The organism is Streptomyces sp. NPDC002911 (assembly GCF_053591835.1).
This window is the reverse complement of sequence record NZ_JBSFUO010000038.1, coordinates 19,484-39,719: the sequence shown is the minus strand read 5'-3', so window position 1 is coordinate 39,719 and position 20,236 is coordinate 19,484. Positions and strand designations below refer to the sequence as shown.

Sequence of the window (20,236 nt, the reverse complement as noted above, 5' to 3'; positions counted from 1 at the left end):
GCGTCTACGCGAAGCGGACCGGCACCTGAAGCGGCCGGACTCGAAGTACTCCTCCAAGCTCTCCTACCGGATCAACACCCGGGACCGGCAAGCCACACGCCGGGTCAAACCCAAGGTCATCACGCTGCACCCCGCGATAGTTCACTAACTCAAGCAACGGCATTGGGTGCCGGGCGGCAGATGACACACGGTGATCGTCAGTCCTGTTACGGATGCGAGCCGGGCCAGTTCAAGTTTCCAGGCCCGGGTGCGGTAGCCGTTCGAGCCACCCGCGTCTGCGGTGATCAGCAGCCGTGCTGCCTGCGGGTAGGCGTCCCGGCCCTGGCCGTGCCACCAGCGACGGATCGACTCGACCGCGAACGCGGCGGTGTCGTGATCCGTGCCGACGTTCACCCAGCCGGTGTTCGCCTCGATGTCGTAGATTCCGTAGGGGACGGCCTTGCCCAGCTGTGGGTCGGCGAAGTCGTGGACGCCCACCAGCACCGGATCACCCGCCGGCCGCCACTGTTGGCCGCTGTTCTTGAACTCTCCGACGAGTTCCTTCTTCTTGGTGTCCACGCTGATCACCGGCTGGCCGGCGTCCCGGTGCTCGCGGACCTGCTCGTTGAGATAGCGAAACTGGGCGTCACGATCCGGGTGCCCGCCGGCCTCCAGGGCCTTGACGTTGGCCTGCAGGCTAAAGCCTTCCTCCCGCAGCAGATCGGCGACGGTGTCAGCGCTGACCCTGTGCCCGGCCCGGGCCAGCTCCCGGGCAAGGGTGCGTGTCGACTTCACTGTCCACCGCAGCGGCGACATCGGATCCCCGCGCTCGTCCGGTTCGACCAGTGCCAGCAAGGCCGGACGCAGGCCCGGGTCGAGATCTGCGGCCCGCTTGCGTCCTCCGCCCGGTCGCCGCACCCGCCCCAGAGGCTCCTCGCCCGCCTCAAGCTCGAACACGCCCTTGCGGACAGTTGTCTCACCTATCGCCGCGGCCTGCGCGACAGCCCGGATGCCGCCATGGCCCAGACTCCGGGCCTCCGCGGCCATCAACAGCCGCCGTTGCCGTTCGTCCAGGTGCGGGAACAACACCATGAACTTCAACGCAAGTTGGTTGCGAGTCTCGTCCGGGATGCGCATACCACAACAACGACAACCGGAGCTGGAAGCAACACCTTGATTCCCTGCAAGCCCTAAGGGCTGTCCCGTAACTGATCTTTGGCACGAGAGTGGTCGGCTGAGATCGGATCCTGGGCCCCACCCTTTGGAAGAGGCGCCGACCTCGGTTCACCCCTGTGACCGCACGACACAGCAGCGGATGGCAGGGGCCGTCCTCCCGGCAACGTGTGGATCCACCCGCCCGCGGAGAGGAGCAGGGACCCTGCTAGTGTGCGCCGATGCCAGCGATCAAACAGTTCCAAGTGACCTTCGACTGCGCGGAACCTGCGCGCCTCGCCGCCTTCTGGTGCGAGGTGCTGGGGTACGTCGTACCGACTGTCCCGGAGGGCTTTGCCACGTGGGGGGAGTACCACCGCTCGCTGCCGCCCGAGGACGAGATCTACTTCGCGTGTACTGATCCCTCGGGTGTGGCTCCGCGCCTGCTCTTCCAGCGAGTTCCCGAAGGCAAGGTCGTCAAGAACCGGGTGCATCTCTGTGTGCGGGCCGGCGCCGGGCTCGTGGGTGACGAGCGCCTGGCCACACTCGAGGCTGAATGCGCACGGCTGATGGCGCTCGGCGCGAAGCACGTGCTGACGCAGCGCGCCGATGGCGTCAACGAGTCGTGCATCACGATGCAGGACATCGAGGGCAACGAGTTCTGCCTCGGCTGATTCTCCTCCGAGACTGCGAGGTGGGGAGCCGTTTCCAGTCGGGGAGATCCTCTCCCTTGCGGCGGCGGTGCGGCATCACGAGCCCAGTTCCTGGGTAGCCGCCATCGGCGATGGTCATCGTGTTGCCGACGGCGGCCTTGGCGCCGGACTCCGCCCAGGCCCGGCAGTCGTTGCGATTGCCCGGCAGCGGCCGGCCGACCACCACGACCAGGCGGGTGTCGGCGTCGATGACTACCTGGTGGTTGGTGGAATAGCGGTAGTTCTTCGACTGCTCGGCCACCTTGTGGTCCCGGGTGGGCACCAAGGTGAAACGCACGCTGTCCGGACCACATTCTGTGGAGGATCTGAAAGAGGCTTGGTGGAGCGGTCTCGAACGCCGGGACGAGTGACTACGCTAGCAGTGGGGGCCGTTCGGCGGTCTGCCGACGATGGTCGTCGGGGGTAAAGGGGCAGTTCAGTGGCGTGGGACGAGTGGGACCAACTGAAGACTGAAGCGCTGGAGCGCCAGCAGGCAGGCGCGACGAACATGCAGCTCAACCAGTACCCCGGTGATTCCGGCCCGGGCCCGGCCCCGACGACGCCCGGCAGCACGGGTGACCTCAGCGTCAACCAGCAGGACCTCTCCAAGATCGGCAGCCACGCGCATACGCTCTACGACCAACTCTGGGACCAGGCCCGTCTGGACAACACGAGCGTCGACAAGGCGGCAAGCGACCTGGTCTCACAGGGATTCGCGCTCGGTTCCGGGCTTCAGCATGTGTCGAACCGCTGGTCCACTCAGCTGAACACCGTCCTCGACGCCTGCGCGCACATCTCCAACCACATGCAGGTCACCAAGAAGATCCATAACGGTGACGAGGCCTACATCCTGCGGCAGGTGAGCAGCATCGACACTCTCGACGCCGGTTTCGACGAGCGGGTCGGAACAGCCGGGGACAAGAACCCGATCTACGGCGAGAAAAAGTAACCGCACAACGGGGGCCCACTCATGGATTTCGACACTCTGCGCCATGCCAACCTCAAACTGCTCGATGACGCAGTCGAGGACTGGTCGGTCATCGTCCGCAGCCTTCAAACCCTCGCCAGGGACGCCGAAGAAGGCCTGCACCAGGCAGCCAACAAGGCGAACTGGTCCGGTGAGAACTCACAGGTCACCAAGGAGTTCATCGGCAAGACGGCCGGCGAGATCAAGGACGCCCACACCCAGGGCAAGTCCATCCACAGCATCCTCAAGGACACTGCCGGGGAGCTGAGGGCCTACCACACCCAGCTGAAGGACGCCATCGACCGTGGCCTGAAGAAGAACCTCACCGTGACGAACACCGGTGACGGCGGTTTCACCGTCACCATGAACGTCCACCCGGACCGCGCGGCGGAGGGCCATACCCCGCCCTCCCACGCCCAGAGCGACGTCAACACCCTGCGCGACGAGATCCAAGGCATCCTCGGCAAGGCCACCGAGAGCGACGACTCCGCCAGCAAGGTCCTCAAGGCGCTCGCCGACCAGACCGACTACGGCTTCGGTGACGCCAGTTACAAGGACCGGGACGCAGCCGCTGAAGCACTCAAGACAGCCGACGACCTGGCGGCACTCGCCAAGAAGGACCCGGAAGAGCTCTCCACCGCCGAATTCGACCGGCTCAACGCGGGGCTGAAGCAGTACTCCACCGACCCGCTGTTCACCGAACGCTTCGCCACCACGCTCGGACCGCAGAAGACACTGGACTTCTGGGCCGGCGTCACCGACCCGAACACGGGGTGGGACCTGCGCCGTGACCGCCGGGAGCAGTTCGACGACCTCCAGAAGAACCTGAGTCTCACACTCGCCAACGCCACCCAGAGCGACAGCGCCGCGATGAACTCCTGGAAGGGCAACATGGTGGCCCTGGTCGACCAGCCCGTGGGTCGCGGCGGGGGCTTCCCTCTGGGCGGACAGGTCATGAGCAACCTGATGCGCTGGGGCGACTACGACGACCAGTTCCTGAACAGCTACGGCAACAAGCTCATGGCCACGGAGAAGGAGTTCACGGGCAACGGGCAGCACGGAGCCTGGCAGCGTCTGGGACCCGACGCGACGCTCAACCACACCGGCACGGATACCGGTTGGGACCCGATGACGGGATACCTCAAGGCCCTCGCCAACAGCCCGGACGCCGCGACATCCTTCTTCAACGACACCTTCCTCACCAAGGATGAGGACCACGACTTCACCGAGAAGAAGGACGACAAGGAGGTCAAGAAATCACTGACCAACTTCGACTACCTCTTCGAGGAGCGCGACTGGCCCACCGACTTCGACTCCGAACACGAGGAGAGCATCGCGGGACGGAACAACCTGGCGATGGCCCTTGAGGCCGCCACCACAGGTCACCCGGCCGGTGAGCGTCCGACGCTGGACACGCCGCACCACAACGCCGAGCAGACCAAGCTCATGGAACGACTCGTGTCGTCCATCGGTGAGGACCCGGACGAGCGTCTGCTCAAGCACGGACACATGCTCGACAGCGTGGGGCAGATCACCTCCGAGTACCTGCCGGACATCAATCGGTCCATCAGTGGCGCTGATCGGACCGATCCGGACTCGACGTCGTGGGAGCGGTCGCAGAAGATGTACCCGATGTACGGGGAAGAGGCGGTACTCGATCCGCGAGACGTGACCAAGCTCCTGTTCACCGTGGGCCAGAACCCGGACGGCTACGCGGCGGTAGAGGTGGGCCAGAAGGCCTACATGAGTCAGCTGATGGAATATCACCTCAACCCCGACCTGCCTGCCGACCGGGTCGTGGACGACGACACGGAAGACGTGGTGCGGCGGATCGCGGAGAAGTCGGGGGAGATCTCCGGCACCGTTGCCCTGGGCCGTCAGGAGGAGCTGGCGGCTGCCGGGAAGGAGGCGGACGAGGCCTACAAGGATTCGATGGACCTGGTCAAGAGCGGCATCTCCGGTGGTCTCGGTACGGCGGTCGGCGTAGGAACCTCCTTCGTCGCCACTCCCTGGATCGGAGCCGCCGCGGGTGGAGCCACCACCACCATCACCGGCACTGTCCTCGAATCTATGTTCCAGGACTTCAAGAGCACGGAACTGGAGGATTCCGAGGACGCGAGGGGCGAGCTCTGGCAAGGAAGCATGAAGGACAACGGCAATCGTTCGGGCCAGGCAGCCCGGCTGGCTGCGGAAGAGTTCGGCATGGTCGACCCCGCCGACGCCGAGGCCTGGGCCCGGGAAAGCGGCGCACAGGGCTTCTACAACGCCCAGGCGATCGTCGACGGCCGCACCCCGGGCAGCAGGACGACCTCCTGACCAAGTCGCCGAACCCACCCAGATACCGAGCAGCTCCCTGAGAGGTACTACCATGACCCGCCGTCGAGCGGTTCCCGGACCACGTTCCGGTCTCGCCTTCACCGCCGTCCTTCTCGCCGTCCTGGCCCCCATGGTCACGGGGTGCGGCACCGCCGAAGAGACCAGGGACTATTCCGTGCCGGAGACCTTCTGTGGCGCACGGATCGACGCCAAGGAGCTCACTCCGTTCCTCCCGCCAGGGAAGAAGCTCTCCGTTAAACCCGACGTCGACTCCTCGGCGGCCTGGTGCGATGTGTCCGTGGACGGAAAGCTCGCCGTCAGAACGATCCAGACATGGTGGCAGGGTGAGCGTGACACGGCGTACTTCCTCCGCAGCCAGACCCTCGACCAGGTGGAGAAGAGCGCGGACGCGGGACGGTACGTGTATTCCGACTGGCAGGCGTTCGGCAAGACGGAAGACTGCGTTGACAAGAAGTACGGGCAAGAGCTCTACACCGGAATTCAGGCCTACGGTTCCGACCACAGGGACGCCGACGCCATGAAGCGTCTGATCGTCGCCTTCACGAAGACGGTCGAGGAGTCGGATGAGTGCGACAGTAAAGCGTCGTGAGGGACAGGTCGTGTAATGCCGGTGACACTTCCGATGCCGTCGGCCCATGAAGGGCCGGTGTGTAACTCGCTCCAGCACGAGCATGTTGAGCGGATCGGCGGAGGCTTCTGTATCCGGTGCGCCACATGGGTGAAGGCCAAGACCGCTCTGTGAAATACGGCTTGCCGCCAGTAGTCCGGATCTGGAGGCCTGCAGTGTTCAGAGTGCCGGTGTGGAGTCGATGCCAGTGTCGCCGAACTGATGGACTCGGTAGAGGCGATTGCTGACACAACGCGACATCTGGCCGGGTTCGAGGAACCTGATTCCGCCGAGAGCGGCGTCGCCGCTCTCGGCGAGGGCGTCGCACGACCGAGCCGGAGACAGCCCTTGGGCCGTTTTCGTTCAGATCATCTGATCGTCGGCCCAAGTGTGTCGTTGACTGTCGCGCAGTGGGCGCGGATCGAGCCGTTGCTTCTGGACCGGTCGCCAAAGTGAGGTGGCCGGTGGCGTGACCATCGACAGGTGTCAGTGCGATCGCTTTCACGTTCCAGCCCGGATCGCAGCGGATGCGCCGACCGGAGAGATACGGCACCTGGGAGCGGGTGCTCATCGCTCTTGGCCCAGGCCGACGCCGACGCCGACGAGGACCTGAACTGGGCGGTCTCGGCGGACTCGACCGTCGTGCGGGTTCACCCGGAATGCGGCCGGGGCCCGCAGAACGAGGCCTCGGCGGCCGGCCGCTCGGCCATGCCATCGGCCGGTCCCCGCGGAAGACCGACCACGAAGTCCATCCCGCGTCCGACGCCCACTGTCCGCCTCTGGCCTTTGTTCCGGCAAGCCTGTTGATGTGTTTCGTCGCGGGTGCCCGGCAGCGGATCGGCCCGGTGGTCGGCGCGGCTTCCCAGGGCAGCTCGCGCCCAGGCCGCGGCAACGTCGTCCCAGGGGCAGCGCCCACCCCGCGCGGGTACTGTTCAGGACCGGCGTCGAAGCCGCCGAATGGCTCGCCGCCACGGTCGCGGGGGAGTCTGATCTGATCCGGACACACCGCACATCCCGGGGTCGGCCGTGGTATCCCCGGGGCCCGGCTGCGTGGAGGCGCGTTGTCCAATGACAGCACGCCCCTGAGAGTGAGCGGCGTCGCGTCCTTGACACTCTGAGCCGGATTCAGCTCCGGCTACCGCCCCTTTGGCCTGGCAATGACCAGACCCTACGTCTCGCTGCGGTTTCCGCGTCTGATAGCGGCATCGACCGTGGTACCGATGCGGCGCAACGCCGCCAGTTCGTGGGGTTCGAGCTGGTCCATCAGGTACTCGCGGACTGCGGCGACATGACCGGGCGCCGCAAGCCACGACCACCTCGAAACCGGCCTCGGTCAGCGTCGTGTAGTGCGCCTGCCGAGGCCGGGGATTTGGGCTCGCGCGAGCAGCCCGCGCTTCTCCAGCCGGTTGACGACCTGCGACAGCCGTGACAACGATGCCGACGTCCGCACGGGCAGATCGCTCATCTGGAGAGTGCGAGCCAGTTCCTCGGACAGGACCGAGAGCACCACGTACTCGAAGAAGGTCAGCTGGGACTCGCGCTGCATCCGCCCACGACCGTGAGCAGGTCCACGACGAAGATCAGCGTCGAGCCCGCCGGGATCAACGGAGAGGGTGACTGCCTGCCGTAACCGAGACGCGGGGGAACGATGATCTCGCGTCGGCCGCCGACCTTCATTCCTCTCACTCCCCGGTCCCAGCCCTTGATGACCCTGCCACCGCCCACGGCGAACTTGAACGGCCGGTCCCGCTCCCAGGAGGAGTCGAACTCCCTTCCGGATGCGAAGGTGACCCCTACATAGTGAACCTGGACGACCCTGCCCGGCTGCGCCTCGGGTCCGTCCCCCACCACGAGGTCCCGGATCGTCAGCTCGGTGGGCGCGCCACCCTCCGGAACCTCAATGATGGGCTTCGTCAGTTCGCTCATCACGGTCCCATCGCTCGCCACCGGAGTCCCCCGCACGGGCCGGCCGGACACATGGACATTCCATGCGGCAGGCGATCACACTACCGGCAATGCTGGGCCTGCATGAGGACCGGGCCGACCTGCTGGCTGACACGGTCGTGGCATACCTGCGTGAGCGCACCAGCGTCGAGGATTGAACCGCAGTAAACGCGCGGCGCCCAGGGCCCACCGCCCGGACGGCCGTGCCGCGGGGCAAGCTGATCCTGTTGCCGTCCGCCACGCTGTCCGCGTTCGTCCTGCTGATCGTCGCGGGTCCGGGCGATCACCGTGCTCATGCAGCCGGACCACTACCATTGTTTCACCGGTGATTGGCCGGACGGCCGGAGCGATCCGGTCGACCATGAGATCGCTTCCCCGTACAGCGGCCATGGTCAGCCCCCAATTTTCTGCCTGATGAAACATCACACATGACGGCGCAGTCATTCCCTGGTGTCCCTTCACGCACAACAGCTCTGCGCGGCGCGCCCTTCGGCGGAGCCATCTGCTATGCAGCTACTCGGAGTGACAGATGCGTGCCGCCCTGGTGTGCGGGATGGGTCAGGCGGGGGCGGGCTCCTCCAGCCTTACCACGACCATCACCGGAAGATCGGCGTCCTGCTGGATCACACCGGCGGTCAGAATCCGGCCGTCTACAATCCACTTCTTCACCCTGATGAACTCGTCCTTGTCAGCCGCCGTCTGCTCGGCCTCGACGAGGCGGGCGACGAGAGAGGATTCCTCGATCTCGGGTAGGAAGTCGACCAGCGCCTGCTCCCCCTGCACGTAGACGGCTTCCACGTCGTCGAAGTAGCCCGACTCGTCGACGTCGCGGATCCAGACGGCGAAGGAGACGCCGATCGGCCCACCGTCGAACGTCTGGATCCAGCCCCCGGCCCCGTCCTTGTCCCACGACGTCTCCACGCCGCCACGCGGCTTTCCCCCGGGCGTCCACTCCTGAGCCAAGAACCGCGCCGCCGCCCTCTCGGCAGTCAGCGGGGCGAGGCCCCCGAGCTCTTGCAGCATCGCGATTACTGCAGCCATGAACTCATCCACTCGTCCACTCATGCCACCGCCGGGCACGTGCCGCGTCTTCAGCTGACCGCTGACGTAGGCCTTGGTTCAGTGCTCGCAGAGGGAGAATTCTCGCTCGTAGAGCTGCTCGTTATGCTCGGCGACGAAGAACTTGCGTTCCTGCATGAGGAGTTCGCGATAGTTCTTGGCCTGCTCAAGCGTCATGGTCGTCGTGCCGGCCCATGGTTGTTGCGGAGGCACATCGGATGTCGAGACGATCCTTTCCGACGGGTCGACCAGGAAGAACGCGAGAATTTTGCGATATCCCGGGTGGGTGGGGTCCGTGAGGCGGAATGAGCCGACGCGGTGCTGCAGGATGTTCGGGAACGCCAGGCAGCGGCCGGCTGGGGTCGATGCCGATCCCAGCGCCTGGTTCAGAGCGTCTTCGTTCTCCAGGCCGTAGACCTCACGCAGACCGCTGTCGTCGTTCTGTTCGTAGTTCGGGTCGTCGAGTGCCGCCCGGAAGCTCAGCCGGCTTTCGGTGATGTTCTCGCTGTCCCAGTAGTAGATGCCGGTCGAGACGATCCGCTCGTTCATCATCCCCTCGACATGCCAGGAGCCGCCGGGGTACTCGGGCTTGTCCGGAGTGAGGTGAATGGTGGCGAGCTTGACGATGATCTGGAGGCAGCGGCCGCGCAGGTCTACTCGGGCGGATTCATCGGGCAGCTCGGGCGGAGTGAAGGCCGGGGCGTCGGGGATGACCGGGCGGCGGTTTTCCCACCAGTCGTCCTGGGCCTCCTCCCATGCACGGAGGGCTTCCGCGTGGGCCCCATCATCGCTGTACGATGATTTGTCCGGATACTCCGGCTCCGAGTCGTACCACCCAAAAGGATCAGCCTCGATCCGCAGCGGCCGCGGATGGCGCAGATCGCTAAGCACGTTCTCCAGCAGAGGGCGCATACGGGCGAACAAGTCCGGCAGGACCAAGGCTAGTTCGCGATGAGTCTCGGGGTCGACGTTGTTGACGTACGAACGGAAGGCGACATCGCCGTCGGCACTGACGTCTACGTCCGTGGGCAGCCACTGGAATTTTTCCGAGAACTCGTATTTCGAGTAGCGGTCCGTCGGGTTCTGCCAAGCCTGCTCGGGTGCGTCGCTCACCTCTCTCACCAGGCAGAACAGTGAGGGGTGAACCAGATCCAGTACCTGGCCGTCGGATCCGGGATGCCAGTCCTGCTCTGCTTCGGGAGCCTGCTCCAGGACCCGAGCCGCCTCGCGCAGCCGAGATCTGAGCTTGTCGTCGACCAGAGTGTCCGACTGCCACACCCCGTCGACTGCGGACACCTCGATGCCGGTTCGTCCGTCGCGCAGGGCGGCGTAATACGCGAGTTCAGCGAGAACGTAACGAACCTGCGCTTGGGTGAGCCCTTGGGCAACCGCTTCCTGCGTCCACCTGCCGACGATGTCGGCATCGTTCATCTTGTCGAACCACCCCGGCTTCGCCCGAATGTGCGAACTGCACTGCATCATCTGCAGTTCTCGCAGCGTTCGGGGTGTCGCGAACGGTATGGAACGGGCAGCGTGAAAGGGCAGCGGGAAAGCAGACAGGCCGGTCAAGTCTGAGAGTCCTCCGAGTCGGTGTGGTGGCGGGAAGGATACTTCAGCAGACTGACACCGCAGCCGTGGTCCTTGTCATCGCCGGCCCAGGAGTCAGGGTTTCGACGTAGTCGTTCGACGTCCGGTTCGCACTCATCCGAGCCCGAAGAGCGCGAGGGGGAGGTCGCGGGCGTCGCGGCGCAGGCCGGCGGTATGTTCTGCACTGCGGCCGTGCAGGGGCCCGGTGGCGGGTCCTGAAGCTTGCGCGGGTCTGAGTGGATGGCCTGCCACACCGTCACAGGTACTGGAAACAGCGTGAGTCGGGTCCTGAGTGCACGAAGCCCACGGTCATGGGGTGATCATGGTTGTTCTCTACGCGGCTTGATCACGTGGACACATCCGGACTGCCGCCATCCCGGGCGATGCCCTTGACCTGCTCCAGGCAGGCAACCAGCGTCTCACCGGCGGCACGCCCTGCCACCCAACCAGGACGCCGTTCGTTGTGCCGACACAGAGTCCGCCCAGCACCCGTCCGCCGTAGTGCTCGGATGGTCCGACTCGCGCTTTGCCGCCGAAATCATCCTCGACCAAGAGCTCGGAGACCTGTTCGTCTGCGCCAGATGTTTGGGCGCCTATATCCCTGCGGGCCGCGAGCAGGAAACAGGACTGCAGCGGCGGCGATGAAAGCTGAAACCGACGCTCGTAAAGGCCATGACCGTCTCGAAGGATGCGCCGGTGATCCGGGGGCGCCGCTGACGAGCATGAGGGTGTGGACGGACAGAAGGCCACAGGCACGCAGCCGCATCCCGTCTCGTCGCTTCCGCCCACACGGGGCTGACCGACAGGTCACTATCGCCACCGGCCCTCCCTTGGGGGTCAGCCCCGCGGCCAGGCCGGCTGACACGTCGTACTGCTGCTAGGGAAGGATCTTGCGGAGCGCGTCGAGATGAGCGTCGGTGCTGAGGTTTCGTACGAGCGGGAGTAAATCGGGGTCGATTCCGAGGCGTGTCAATGCTTTGCCCGCAAAGTCGGTGAAGAGTCGTCACTCCATCGCAGTCGGGGCATGGTTCACTTCGGCCGTGGTCTGCTCCCAGGCGACGTCGTCGCACAGGTCAATGCCCCGGCTTGCAGAGTTCACTGCTGCCCGATGACTCGATGCCCAGACGATGGTGTCCCTTGTGCGCCATGACCTTCGGGAGAAGGACACTGTCTCTGGAGTCTGGTGGGAGAACGACGCCGCGCGTGAACTTGCTGACGCGGATCGTACGGATCCGGGAGTCACGTGGATGCTCCAGTTCCTCCAGGTGTAGGCCGGCATGCCGGTGCTTGCGGAACGTGCCGAAGAACTCGTGGAACGCTCCGGCCAGGACGAAACGCCCTGGCAGTTTCCGTGCAGCTTGTCGACGAGCGCGAAACCGTCCGCGATCCAAGCCAGTTCGCTGCGGGCACGCGCGATGAGTCCTCGTAGGCGTACACCTAGTAGCGCACCGCGAGCGCTCGGTCAGCTCGGAGAGGCGGGCAGCCAGGGTAGGGCGGGTGTGGGTGACGAGCGCGGACCGGGTGGCTTCGAGCATGCTCAACTGCTTTTCCAGTACACCCTGTTGTCGGAGTTGCTCCAGCACCGACGCGGGGTCGGCGAAGTCGAGTAGGCGGCCTTCAGGAACCCCATGGTCGCGCTGTCGCTGTCGCTGTCGCTGTCGCTGAGGCGTCAGCGGGAGAGCCATCCATGCCCGGACGTCTGCAAGGCCGGCGTCGGTGACGTGGTACTCCTTTCTCCGCCCCCTTGTTGCCCCAGCACACCTCGACCGATGACCGGCTCGAGTACCCCGCCAGAGCGGCGCATCAGTTTTGTACTGCGACTTCGAGTTGGCAAGGTTGTCCGCACCCGGCTTGGCCATCGTGTACCTGCTGGGGACTGTTGCCGGTCGGTTAGGGTGCGCGCATGTCGAACGCACATATACCCGGCGGTTACCAAACAGGCGGCCTATGGATCGCGGCAGGGCTTTCGTTCGGTGTTGTGGTCGTTGGCTCAGGGCTTGCCCTGTTCGCCATGATGGAGTTCGACGAACGGTGCATGCAGGGGCTGACGCAGGGGCCGGGTCGGCTCCTGCGGGTACGGGATCATGCGTTTCCGCCGGCCACCGTCTGCGAATTCCAGCATGGAGAGGTCGCGTCCCTCGGGGGCCACGGAGTGCTCAACGTGTTGCTCTGGACCAGCCTGCTGGTCATGGTCACCTGCCTGCTCGCCTCCCTGCTCGCGGAGTGCCTCGACCCGAGACTCGGCAGTGGCCTGGTGGTGCCGATGACCCGAGTTCAGAAACTGCGCCGCACAGGCACGGCGTTCTTCGTGACCAGCTCTGTATTCCTCCTTTTTTACGCCCTGGCTGGATGGAATTTGGTCACAAATCCGTCGTCGGCCTGTTCAGCGGGCTCGGACTGGGGAGCCTATGCACCGGAGACCCTGGACCGCAGTCTCTTTCCGCCCCAGGCGAGCTGCCGGTTCACCAGCGGCTTGACGCGGCAACTGAACCCCGACTGGGTGGCATCACTGGCGATCGGGTTGGCTGTCCCCGCGGTGGTGGCGGCGCTCGGTCTCGGTCTTGCCTTGCGACGCTGGATCGGGGAGCGGCGGGTGACCCCGAGAGAGACGCCGACTGCGACCTTGTCGAACTGATACCGCGCGAGTGCAAGGTGCCGACGCTCATGGGAAAGGTCGGTCTGACGCCGAACCTGTCCAGGCAGGCGTGCCGCCGGTCCCGGGCCCTCGCGGATCTCGGCTTCCACGGTCCGGACAACGACGTACGCGACCCCGTGATCGTCACCGGCTTCACAGCTACCCTCCGCAGAGACATCGAGTCGTCCCAGCGACTCGGCCGGCACCGCTGGACCATCGAAGCACCCTGGCGCGCCGCTACGAACGCGAAGCCGAGCACTTCCTGGCGTCCACCGGCATCGCCTGCACCCTCTCCGCTACCGCCGACTCACCGGATGAGACGACGTTTCACAAGCGCGAGCGCATGAGGAATGCCCACGGGGCGATGGCCCCGCGCATATCCCTTCGACTCCAGACGTCAGCGGGCGGAGCGCAAGGGCGGGACTGCCGGTACTTCGATGGCGTTCTCGATGTCCGCGAGCGTCATTTTGAACTGCTCGGGATAGGCGTCGCGCCGGGTGCGCCGGGCCGGTTCGCTGGTGCGCCACGTGTAGAGGCACTGGTGGCACTGGAGCACGTCCCAGGCACCGCGCACGGGCGAGGTGAAAAGCGTGCTGACCGTCTCGTAAGCACAGCGGGGACAGAGGGCGGAGGAGTTCACAGGAGGTCCTTCCGGGACGTCCGTTCGTCGCCGTCCACCGCAGCCGAGGGGGTCCTTTTCCCGCCGGCGGGCGTAGACGGTGTTCCAGTGCGGGCAGGGGGCCAGGTTCCTGGAAGGTCTCGGGGTTCACGTTCAGATCGACCGCGACGCCCCTGACGTCCGCCTGCCACCGAGGGCCGACACAACGCGATCGCGTCGGACCGGAACTCCGGACCGTACTTCGAGGGCCGTGGCATGTGGATCTACAACCTGCTGGACCACCGAAATCCGTAATGAGGCGTGTCCACGCCAGGGGGCACCTCACTCAGCCGCCCTGTGTGGTCCCCGGGCAGATGTCCACCGCCATGACCGCCGTCGCGTCGGCGAGGGACACCCTCATCTCGCCCGTGTCTGTCTTCAGCACCACCACGCCGCGCTCGGTGCGCTTGGGTTCGCCGCACTCCGTGCCCGCCGGGGTCTTCACCAGGAGCTGGGGTTTCTCCTTCCCCGGCCCATACCACGTGAGGGCGACGCCCGCCACCAGCAGCGCGCCGCACGCCATGGTGAGGGCCACGCCCCGGCGCATCGCCCGCAGAGCGCGACCGGCCTCCACGTGGTCCCCGGCGTACGGAACCGCCGCGCTCCCGCCCGGCACCGGGGCCAGCGGCGTCGCCACCGGCATGCCGTGCGCGGCGCGCAGCAGATGCAGCGCACCCACAGCACCGCACACCAGGGACAGCAGGAGCGTGCCGCCCACCAGCGCGTCGTAGGGGGAGGCGAGCTTGCCGACGTCCGTGCGGCCCTTGACCAAGCCGAAGCCGAGCAGGCCGACGAAGAGCCCGGCGAGGCCATTGCGCCAGGCCAGCGCGGCCTCCCGGACCTTCGGCAGCTCTTCGGCCAGCGCCTGCCGCATCCGGTGGGCCGCCGCGCGGTCCGCGGCGATCGCGGGACGGCCGGGAGTGAGCCGGGGACCGGTCGTCACAGGTCCTCCAGCCTCACGTTCCAGTAGGCCCCGCAGCCCTCTTCACCGGCTGGACGCCCCTCGTGCTCAGTGGTGCAGGTGCACATCACCGGGATCTCCCGCACTCGCGGACCCCGCCGGGGACTCCGGAACGCCCGAGGCCGGTACGTGAAGGTGAAGGAGCAGCCGCAGCGGGGACAACTCCCGCTGAGAACCGTCGTCTCGTCGTCCACGCACAGCGCCTGCGCCTCCCGGGTGAAGTCACGCGCGTAGCCGTCGGCGGTCATCTCCCGGTAGGGCACGCGACGCCCCGCCGACGAGTGGCCGGCGTCGGTACTGGTCGAGGCGCTCTCGCCCGGCATGCCGGCCTCCTTGTGTGCGTTTGCACGGACAGGCACAGCATGCCCTGTTCCCTCCCTGCCCGACCACGAGATCCGGGCGTGGCGCGCCCAACACCCGGAACACGACCGCACGGTGACCAAGTCCTACCCCGAACAGGGCCCCACCGGGCGGAGTCCGGTCGATTTCCGGGTATGAAAGTGACGGCGTCGCTGGTCGCCACCGCCGGGGCCGCGCAGTGGGCATGATGGCAGCAGGAGGAACGGAAGATGAGTGACTTCGCCACCGAACCGCTGCTCGTCCGGGCCGAAGTGGTCCTGTCTCGCACCGAGGACTGCTGGGCACCCGAGGAACCCGAGAAGTACGAGGGCCTTCGCGGGGCCGGACTCGACCGGGAGATCGAGGAGATCTACGCACTCCTGGCCGAGGGTGCGACCCTGGGCGTGGCGGGCGGGGGCCAGGTCGGCGCCGGGGCGGCCGACGCGGACCCGCCCACTCCGCCTGACGCGAGCCCCTCCGAAGGAAATCCCGCCGCGGCGCGGCTGGAGGCCCGGCTGGGAGTGCTGCTCTCCATCAGGGCCGTGCTCGGCGGAGCCGATGAGGACCGGGTCAGGGCGCAGGCCCTCCTGGCGTCGGCACGGCAGTACGACGTGCTGAGCGAGCAGGAGCGCGTCAAGGTGCGAAAGCACTTGATCCTGCTGCTCGCCCGCCGCTTGAGCGGGGTGTCGTCGATGTTCTCCGATCCCCTGGACGAGGCGACCTTCACCGAAATGATGTGGGTGGGCAGACCGGGGAGCCATGGTGGCCCCGGGTACGTCGAGGACCTCCAGCTGCTCCACCGACTGGCGCTCGAAGCCGGCCTCGCCGAGAAGCTCCCGGCCCCCACAGGGGGGCTCATGGACACCCTCGCCCAGCTCACGACGCTCCGGATGGACGACGGGGAAGCGGTGGCCGAGTTCGCGGAGGCGATGCGGAAGAGCTCCGTCCATCTCCCCTCGCCGCTCCGCCATGTCATGGAGACCGCTGTCGCCATGCTGCGCACCGGCCGGGCCTCCCCCTCCCTCGAGGAGCCGGAGCAGGCCGGCTCGCGGGAGGAGAACGACGACACCCTCATACCGGAATTCCTGGCACTGATGGAGGCGACGTCGCCCCAGGCCGTGCGGGGCGAGGAGATCTCCGGAATCGTCAGCCGGCTTTCACAGCCCGGTTCCCCGCTGTCGTCCCGCATGGTCGCCGTGGTGCTGCAGATCTCACTGGGCATGCGCACCGGGGACCGCGGACGCCTCCACAGTGCGCTGGGGCAGCTCCAGGAGGCCGCCCGGACCGGCGAGCTCGCCACCGAGGGGCAGGCCGAGTGGCTCCATGTCACGGTGTCGATGCTGCTGATGCTCGCGGGCGAGTCGGGTGGCAGCCTGTTGGACACGGAGGCGGCGGAAGGTCTCCTGGCGGTCCTCCCACCGCTGCCCGCCGACGGGACCAGTAGCTCGCTGCGTGCTCTCGCCGACTGCCTGCGCGTCCAGCTGCGTCTTACAAAACTACGGGAAGCACGGGACCTCGCCGCCACGGACGTGCTCATCGACGAGCTCCACGACTTCGACTCCGGGGCGCTGGCCGCCGAGGAGATGCTGGGGGTTCTGGAGTACACGCTGGGATACGCCTACCTGTCCCGCGCCCAGATGTCCCGCTCGCGGGCGGACATGCACCAGGCCGTCATGCATATGGAGACCGCCGCGGAGAGCCTCGGCGGGATCGTCGCCTTCGAGACGCTGAACGATGTGAACGCTGCGCCCGTGCACGCCTTGTCCACCATGCTCGGAGCGGACCCGGAACACCTCAGGGAGGGCCTCCGGCGTACGCGTTCCGCGCTGGGAAGGCCGGGCATCACCTTCGACTTCGAGATCAAGACCCGGACCTCCCTGGCCATCGGGCTGGACACCCTCTACCTGCGCACGGGTGCCCCTGACGCCCTGGACGAATCCATCGCAGAGTTGGAGAGGGCACGTCAACTCCTTCCGCCCGAGGGTGCCCCGGACGCACAGAGCGTGTACTGGCTGCTCGCTTCCGGGCTGGCCGACCGGGCGACCGCCCGCCCCGGCACCCCCCAGGCCGCGGAGGACCTCCCGGCCGCCGTGTTCGCCGCCCGCCGGTCGCTGCGGGCCATTGCCGACGAGGTCCTGCTTCAGCTCGGTGTGCGTCACGGTCTGCGCGCCGCCCGGCGAGGCGCGGACCACGGCTGCACCGCAGCCTCCTGGGCGCTGGACGCCGGACAGACGGAAGAGGCGATCGACTGTCTGGAGGCGGGGCGCTCCCTGGTGCTGGCGGCGACGGCTGAGTCCAGGAGCGTCGCGGACCGGCTCGAGGCTCTGGGCGCCGCGGAGCTCGCGGCCCGGTGGCGCGAGGCGGTCGCGACCACGGCGCCTGGCACGGGGGAAACACCGCCTCTCGAGGCCGTGTTCGCGACGGGCGGGGACAGCCCCCGGCTCCCCGGCGACGTGCGGCGGCAGGCCCTCGACCTGCTGCGCTCGGAGCAGCGGGAGACCGACGACATGACGCCCGCCGGCCGGGTGGCCGCGCTGCGGGACGGGCTGGTCCGGGCGGACGTGGACGCCCTCGTCCATCTGCTGCCCGGCGGCGGCACGGACGACGGCGCGGTCCTTCTGGTCACGCCCGAGGGTCCCGCCCGGTCCGTGCCGCTGTCCGCTCTTTCCGCCGAGGGGCGCGCGCCGGTCTCCGCCTTTCTGGAAGCGGCAGCGGAACGCAAGAGGGCGGACGACGACAGCAGGACCTCCCCGCAGGAGGCGCGGCGCGTCGAGACACGATGGCGGCAGGCGCTCGACGAGGTGTGCGAGTGGGCCGGGGAGGTGCTGGCACCGGTGCTGGACACGCTGGGCGTGTGGCCGCGGGCCCTCGCCGAATCGGGGCTGGTGCCCGCTCCGACGGGCGACGGTCAGGCTCCCCGGGCGGTGCGGTTGGTCCTGGTGCCGTGCGGCAGTCTCGGCGTGGTGCCCTGGCCCGCGGCGGTGCTGCGTCCCCCGGCGGAGCTGGGCGGACCCGAGACGGTGCGGGCCCTCGAGGTCGCGGTCATCTCGCATGCGGCGTCGGGCCAGGAGTTTCTGCGGGCGTCGGCCCGGACCCGAATGGCCCCCGGCGAACGTCCCGCGCTGGCCTTCCACGGTGACGACCAACTGGCTTGGGCGGAGGAGGAGATCAAGATCCTGAACGAGGTCTACTATCCGCACGCCGAGGTGTACCGGGACCAGACCTCGCCCGCCACCCCCGAGACCGTCCTGTCCCTGCTCGGTGGACGTGCCGAGTCCGCCGCGTCCCTGGTCCATCTCTCCTGCCACGGCATCGCGGGTCCTGATCCCACGACCTCCGCTCTCCGGCTGGCGCCCTCCCGCCCGGGCGGCTCCACCGGCGAGGAGGGCTCGGCGCCGGGCTGTGACACTGACGAGCCGCTCACCCTCGCCACCCTGCTGGAAACCCCGCACGACGGTGAGGCTTACCGGTCGCGGGGGCCGCTCGTGGTGTGCGGCGCTTGCGAGACCGACCTCACCACCCGCGACCACGACGAAGCGCTGACCGTGACGTCCGTACTGGTGCACCGGCTCGCGGCCGACGCCGTCGGAACGCGCTGGGGCGTGGACGACAACGAGTCCGAGATCCTGATGCTGGTCCTGCACGACCGGCTCGCCACCGGATCGGCACCGCCGGACGCACTGCGGGCGGCTCAGCGCTGGATGCTCGCCGCCCCCGGTGAACGGCCGCCGGTGCGGGCGCTGGAGCGAGTCAGGGCCCGCCGCTGGAACAGGGACTTCCGCCACACCGACGTCTGGGCGGCCTTCGTCCATCACGGCAACCCCTCGGGAGGTACACCGCAGTGACCCCGGAAGACCTGCTGGCGCTCCTGGTGACGCATCAGGAGTCACTGGCCGCCGACCTGCACGACGATGAGGACCGGGAGGAGGTGGCCGCAGCGCTGCGCGACTTGCGTGAGGCGGTGACGGCCGGCCGGTCCGCCTCTCCGGCCATGCGGCGACTGCGCCGGGCGCTCTCCGCGCTACCGCCTGAGCATCCGGTGTCCGACGCGCTGGGAAGCCGCCGGTACGCGGCCGACGGCACGGAGGGCAGAGCGCTGCCGACCGCCGACGCGATCGGGACGGTGCTGAACCTGCTGGAGCCGCGGGTTGCAACGGCCGTGCCGGACCTCGGGTCTGAGACATGCGCCGAACTCTCCCGGGAGCCCGCGGAGGTGCTGGCGGCGGCCCGGGAGCGACTGCTCACCGCCCCCGCTCTCACCGAGCGGGAGCACGCCGAACTCCTCGTCTCGCACGGGGACCAGCCGGGTCTGATCCGGCTCACGGATCCCCGGCCCGGACGGTCCGGAGCGCGCTGTCCGCGCTTCCAGTTCCGGGCCGGCACCCTGCAGCCACTCCCCGTCGTGCTGCGCATCAACGGCCTGCTCCGCGCCGACGTGGACCCATGGGGTGCGGCCGACTGGTGGCTGGGCGGCAACAGCTGGCTGCACGGAGTTCCCGCGGACCTCCTGGGCACACTGCCCGACGAGGAGCTGGAAGGGGCGGCGCTCGAACTGGTGGAGGCGGACTGATGGCGCTGCAGGCCCCGCTCGAGGGCGTCGTCATGGAACCACGGCTCACCGTGCTCCCGGCCGGCAGTCTCATATGGCGCTGCCACGACCACCGTTATGGCGCGGCGGAATTCAACCCCCACCCCGCGCACGAGTACTTCAAGGGGAACCGCTTCGACGCCACCGAGCGCGACCCCTACCCCTACCTCTACGCCGCGCTGGACCCGGTGGCCGCGCTGGCCGAGGTCTTCCTGCGGTCCGTGGAGTTCGACAGCGGGTCGGGGGTTCGGCTGATTCCGTGGGCGCAGGCCTCCCGGTACCGGCTCTCCGCGCTGCGCACCACCGAGGACGTCACTCTCCTCGACCTGACCACGGCCGAGGGGCTCGCGTCGGTGTGGCAGGACGAGTGGCTGATCGACTGCGAGGAACGCGAGTACGACAAGACGCGGTACTGGGTGCAGGTGATGCGCCGGCACTGCGCCGCCGCGCAGGGGTTGCGGTGGACGTCCAAGAGGTGTCGGCCCCGTGCCGCCGTGCAGTTCTTCGGCGACAGGGGTGCGCCGTGCGCGGCGGACCGGACGCCGGAGGAGAGCTGGCGGATGGACTCCCCGGAAGGACTGGAGAGGGCCAACCGGCTCTTGAGCCCCTTGCGGTCGGTGATCGCCGCTCCCCTGAGCTGACCTGCGGCATGATGAGAGCCCGCTGCCCCGGCCCTTCGTAAGGGCCGGGGCAGCGGGCTTCATGATGCGGGCGAACGAACGTGGCCCCGG

General features: G+C 67.7%; 15 protein-coding genes and 2 pseudogenes. 8 read left to right on the top strand and 9 right to left on the bottom strand.

What is annotated here, in order from left to right; genetic code table 11:
• Nucleotides 1–165: 165 nt before the first annotated feature.
• Nucleotides 166–1,116, bottom strand: a pseudogene (locus ACWD04_RS31130) (ISAzo13 family transposase); the annotation flags it as partial.
• 257 nt (nt 1,117–1,373) lie between these two features.
• Between ACWD04_RS31130 and ACWD04_RS31125 the strand changes: the two are divergent.
• Nucleotides 1,374–1,805 (top strand): VOC family protein, encoded by a 432-nt coding sequence (locus tag ACWD04_RS31125; RefSeq protein WP_451137090.1) that lies wholly within the window; start codon nt 1,374–1,376, stop codon nt 1,803–1,805.
• Nucleotides 1,806–1,836: 31 nt separating this feature from the next.
• Here the strand turns inward: ACWD04_RS31125 and ACWD04_RS31120 are convergent.
• Nucleotides 1,837–2,112: pseudogene (locus ACWD04_RS31120) on the bottom strand (transposase); the annotation flags it as partial.
• 150 nt (nt 2,113–2,262) lie between these two features.
• On the opposite strand from ACWD04_RS31120, the gene ACWD04_RS31115 reads away from it, so the two are divergent.
• Genes ACWD04_RS31115 through ACWD04_RS31105 form a run of 3 tightly spaced genes read left to right on the top strand, consistent with a single transcriptional unit; the run spans nt 2,263 to nt 5,716 of the window.
• On the top strand, nt 2,263–2,772 hold the full coding sequence (locus tag ACWD04_RS31115; RefSeq protein ID WP_451137089.1) for a hypothetical protein: 510 nt from the start codon (nt 2,263–2,265) through the stop codon (nt 2,770–2,772).
• Nucleotides 2,773–2,793: 21 nt separating this feature from the next.
• Nucleotides 2,794–5,106 (top strand): hypothetical protein, encoded by a 2,313-nt coding sequence (locus ACWD04_RS31110; protein ID WP_451137088.1) that lies wholly within the window; start codon nt 2,794–2,796, stop codon nt 5,104–5,106.
• Nucleotides 5,107–5,158: 52 nt separating this feature from the next.
• Nucleotides 5,159–5,716, top strand: a complete 558-nt coding sequence (locus ACWD04_RS31105; protein ID WP_451137087.1) for a hypothetical protein — start codon at nt 5,159–5,161, stop codon at nt 5,714–5,716.
• Between the two features lie 1,351 nt (nt 5,717–7,067).
• On the opposite strand, the gene ACWD04_RS31100 is transcribed toward ACWD04_RS31105, so the two are convergent.
• The 4 genes from ACWD04_RS31100 to ACWD04_RS31085 form a co-directional block, all read right to left on the bottom strand.
• Nucleotides 7,068–7,280, bottom strand: coding sequence for a MarR family transcriptional regulator (locus ACWD04_RS31100; RefSeq protein WP_451137086.1), 213 nt, complete (start codon nt 7,278–7,280; stop codon nt 7,068–7,070).
• Nucleotides 7,259–7,660, bottom strand: a complete 402-nt coding sequence (locus ACWD04_RS31095; RefSeq protein WP_451137085.1) for an FKBP-type peptidyl-prolyl cis-trans isomerase — start codon at nt 7,658–7,660, stop codon at nt 7,259–7,261. The genes ACWD04_RS31100 and ACWD04_RS31095 overlap by 22 nt, the downstream gene beginning before the upstream one ends.
• A 576-nt stretch (nt 7,661–8,236) precedes the next feature.
• Nucleotides 8,237–8,719: a hypothetical protein gene (locus ACWD04_RS31090; RefSeq protein WP_451137084.1), complete on the bottom strand. Its 483-nt coding sequence runs from the start codon at nt 8,717–8,719 to the stop codon at nt 8,237–8,239.
• 78 nt (nt 8,720–8,797) lie between these two features.
• Nucleotides 8,798–10,306 (bottom strand): DUF4246 domain-containing protein, encoded by a 1,509-nt coding sequence (locus ACWD04_RS31085; RefSeq protein WP_451137083.1) that lies wholly within the window; start codon nt 10,304–10,306, stop codon nt 8,798–8,800.
• Between the two features lie 1,921 nt (nt 10,307–12,227).
• Between ACWD04_RS31085 and ACWD04_RS31080 the strand changes: the two genes are divergently transcribed.
• Nucleotides 12,228–12,959 carry a hypothetical protein gene (locus ACWD04_RS31080; RefSeq protein WP_451137082.1) on the top strand — a complete coding sequence of 244 codons (732 nt, stop codon included), beginning with the start codon at nt 12,228–12,230 and terminating at the stop codon, nt 12,957–12,959.
• Nucleotides 12,960–13,356: 397 nt separating this feature from the next.
• Here ACWD04_RS31080 and ACWD04_RS31075 read toward each other — a convergent pair whose 3' ends face one another.
• The 3 genes from ACWD04_RS31075 to ACWD04_RS31065 form a co-directional block, all read right to left on the bottom strand.
• Complete coding sequence (locus ACWD04_RS31075) at nt 13,357–13,599, bottom strand: non-oxidative hydroxyarylic acid decarboxylases subunit D (protein WP_451137081.1); 243 nt, start codon at nt 13,597–13,599, stop codon at nt 13,357–13,359.
• Between the two features lie 304 nt (nt 13,600–13,903).
• Entirely contained in the window at nt 13,904–14,560 is a 657-nt protein-coding gene (locus ACWD04_RS31070) for a hypothetical protein (RefSeq protein WP_451137080.1), read from the bottom strand.
• The gene (locus tag ACWD04_RS31065) at nt 14,557–14,901 is read right to left on the bottom strand and encodes a hypothetical protein (RefSeq protein WP_451137079.1); all 345 of its coding nucleotides are present in this window, start codon (nt 14,899–14,901) and stop codon (nt 14,557–14,559) included. The genes ACWD04_RS31070 and ACWD04_RS31065 overlap by 4 nt, the downstream gene beginning before the upstream one ends.
• A 246-nt stretch (nt 14,902–15,147) precedes the next feature.
• Here ACWD04_RS31065 and ACWD04_RS31060 point away from each other — a divergent pair, with 246 nt between their 5' ends.
• Genes ACWD04_RS31060 through ACWD04_RS31050 form a run of 3 tightly spaced genes read left to right on the top strand, consistent with a single transcriptional unit; the run spans nt 15,148 to nt 20,146 of the window.
• The gene (locus ACWD04_RS31060; RefSeq protein ID WP_451137078.1) at nt 15,148–18,762 is read left to right on the top strand and encodes a CHAT domain-containing protein; all 3,615 of its coding nucleotides are present in this window, start codon (nt 15,148–15,150) and stop codon (nt 18,760–18,762) included.
• Nucleotides 18,759–19,487: a hypothetical protein gene (locus tag ACWD04_RS31055; RefSeq protein ID WP_451137077.1), complete on the top strand. Its 729-nt coding sequence runs from the start codon at nt 18,759–18,761 to the stop codon at nt 19,485–19,487. Before ACWD04_RS31060 ends, ACWD04_RS31055 begins: the two co-directional genes overlap by 4 nt.
• Nucleotides 19,487–20,146: an RES family NAD+ phosphorylase gene (locus ACWD04_RS31050; protein ID WP_451137076.1), complete on the top strand. Its 660-nt coding sequence runs from the start codon at nt 19,487–19,489 to the stop codon at nt 20,144–20,146. Before ACWD04_RS31055 ends, ACWD04_RS31050 begins: the two co-directional genes overlap by 1 nt.
• Nucleotides 20,147–20,236 lie beyond the last annotated feature (90 nt).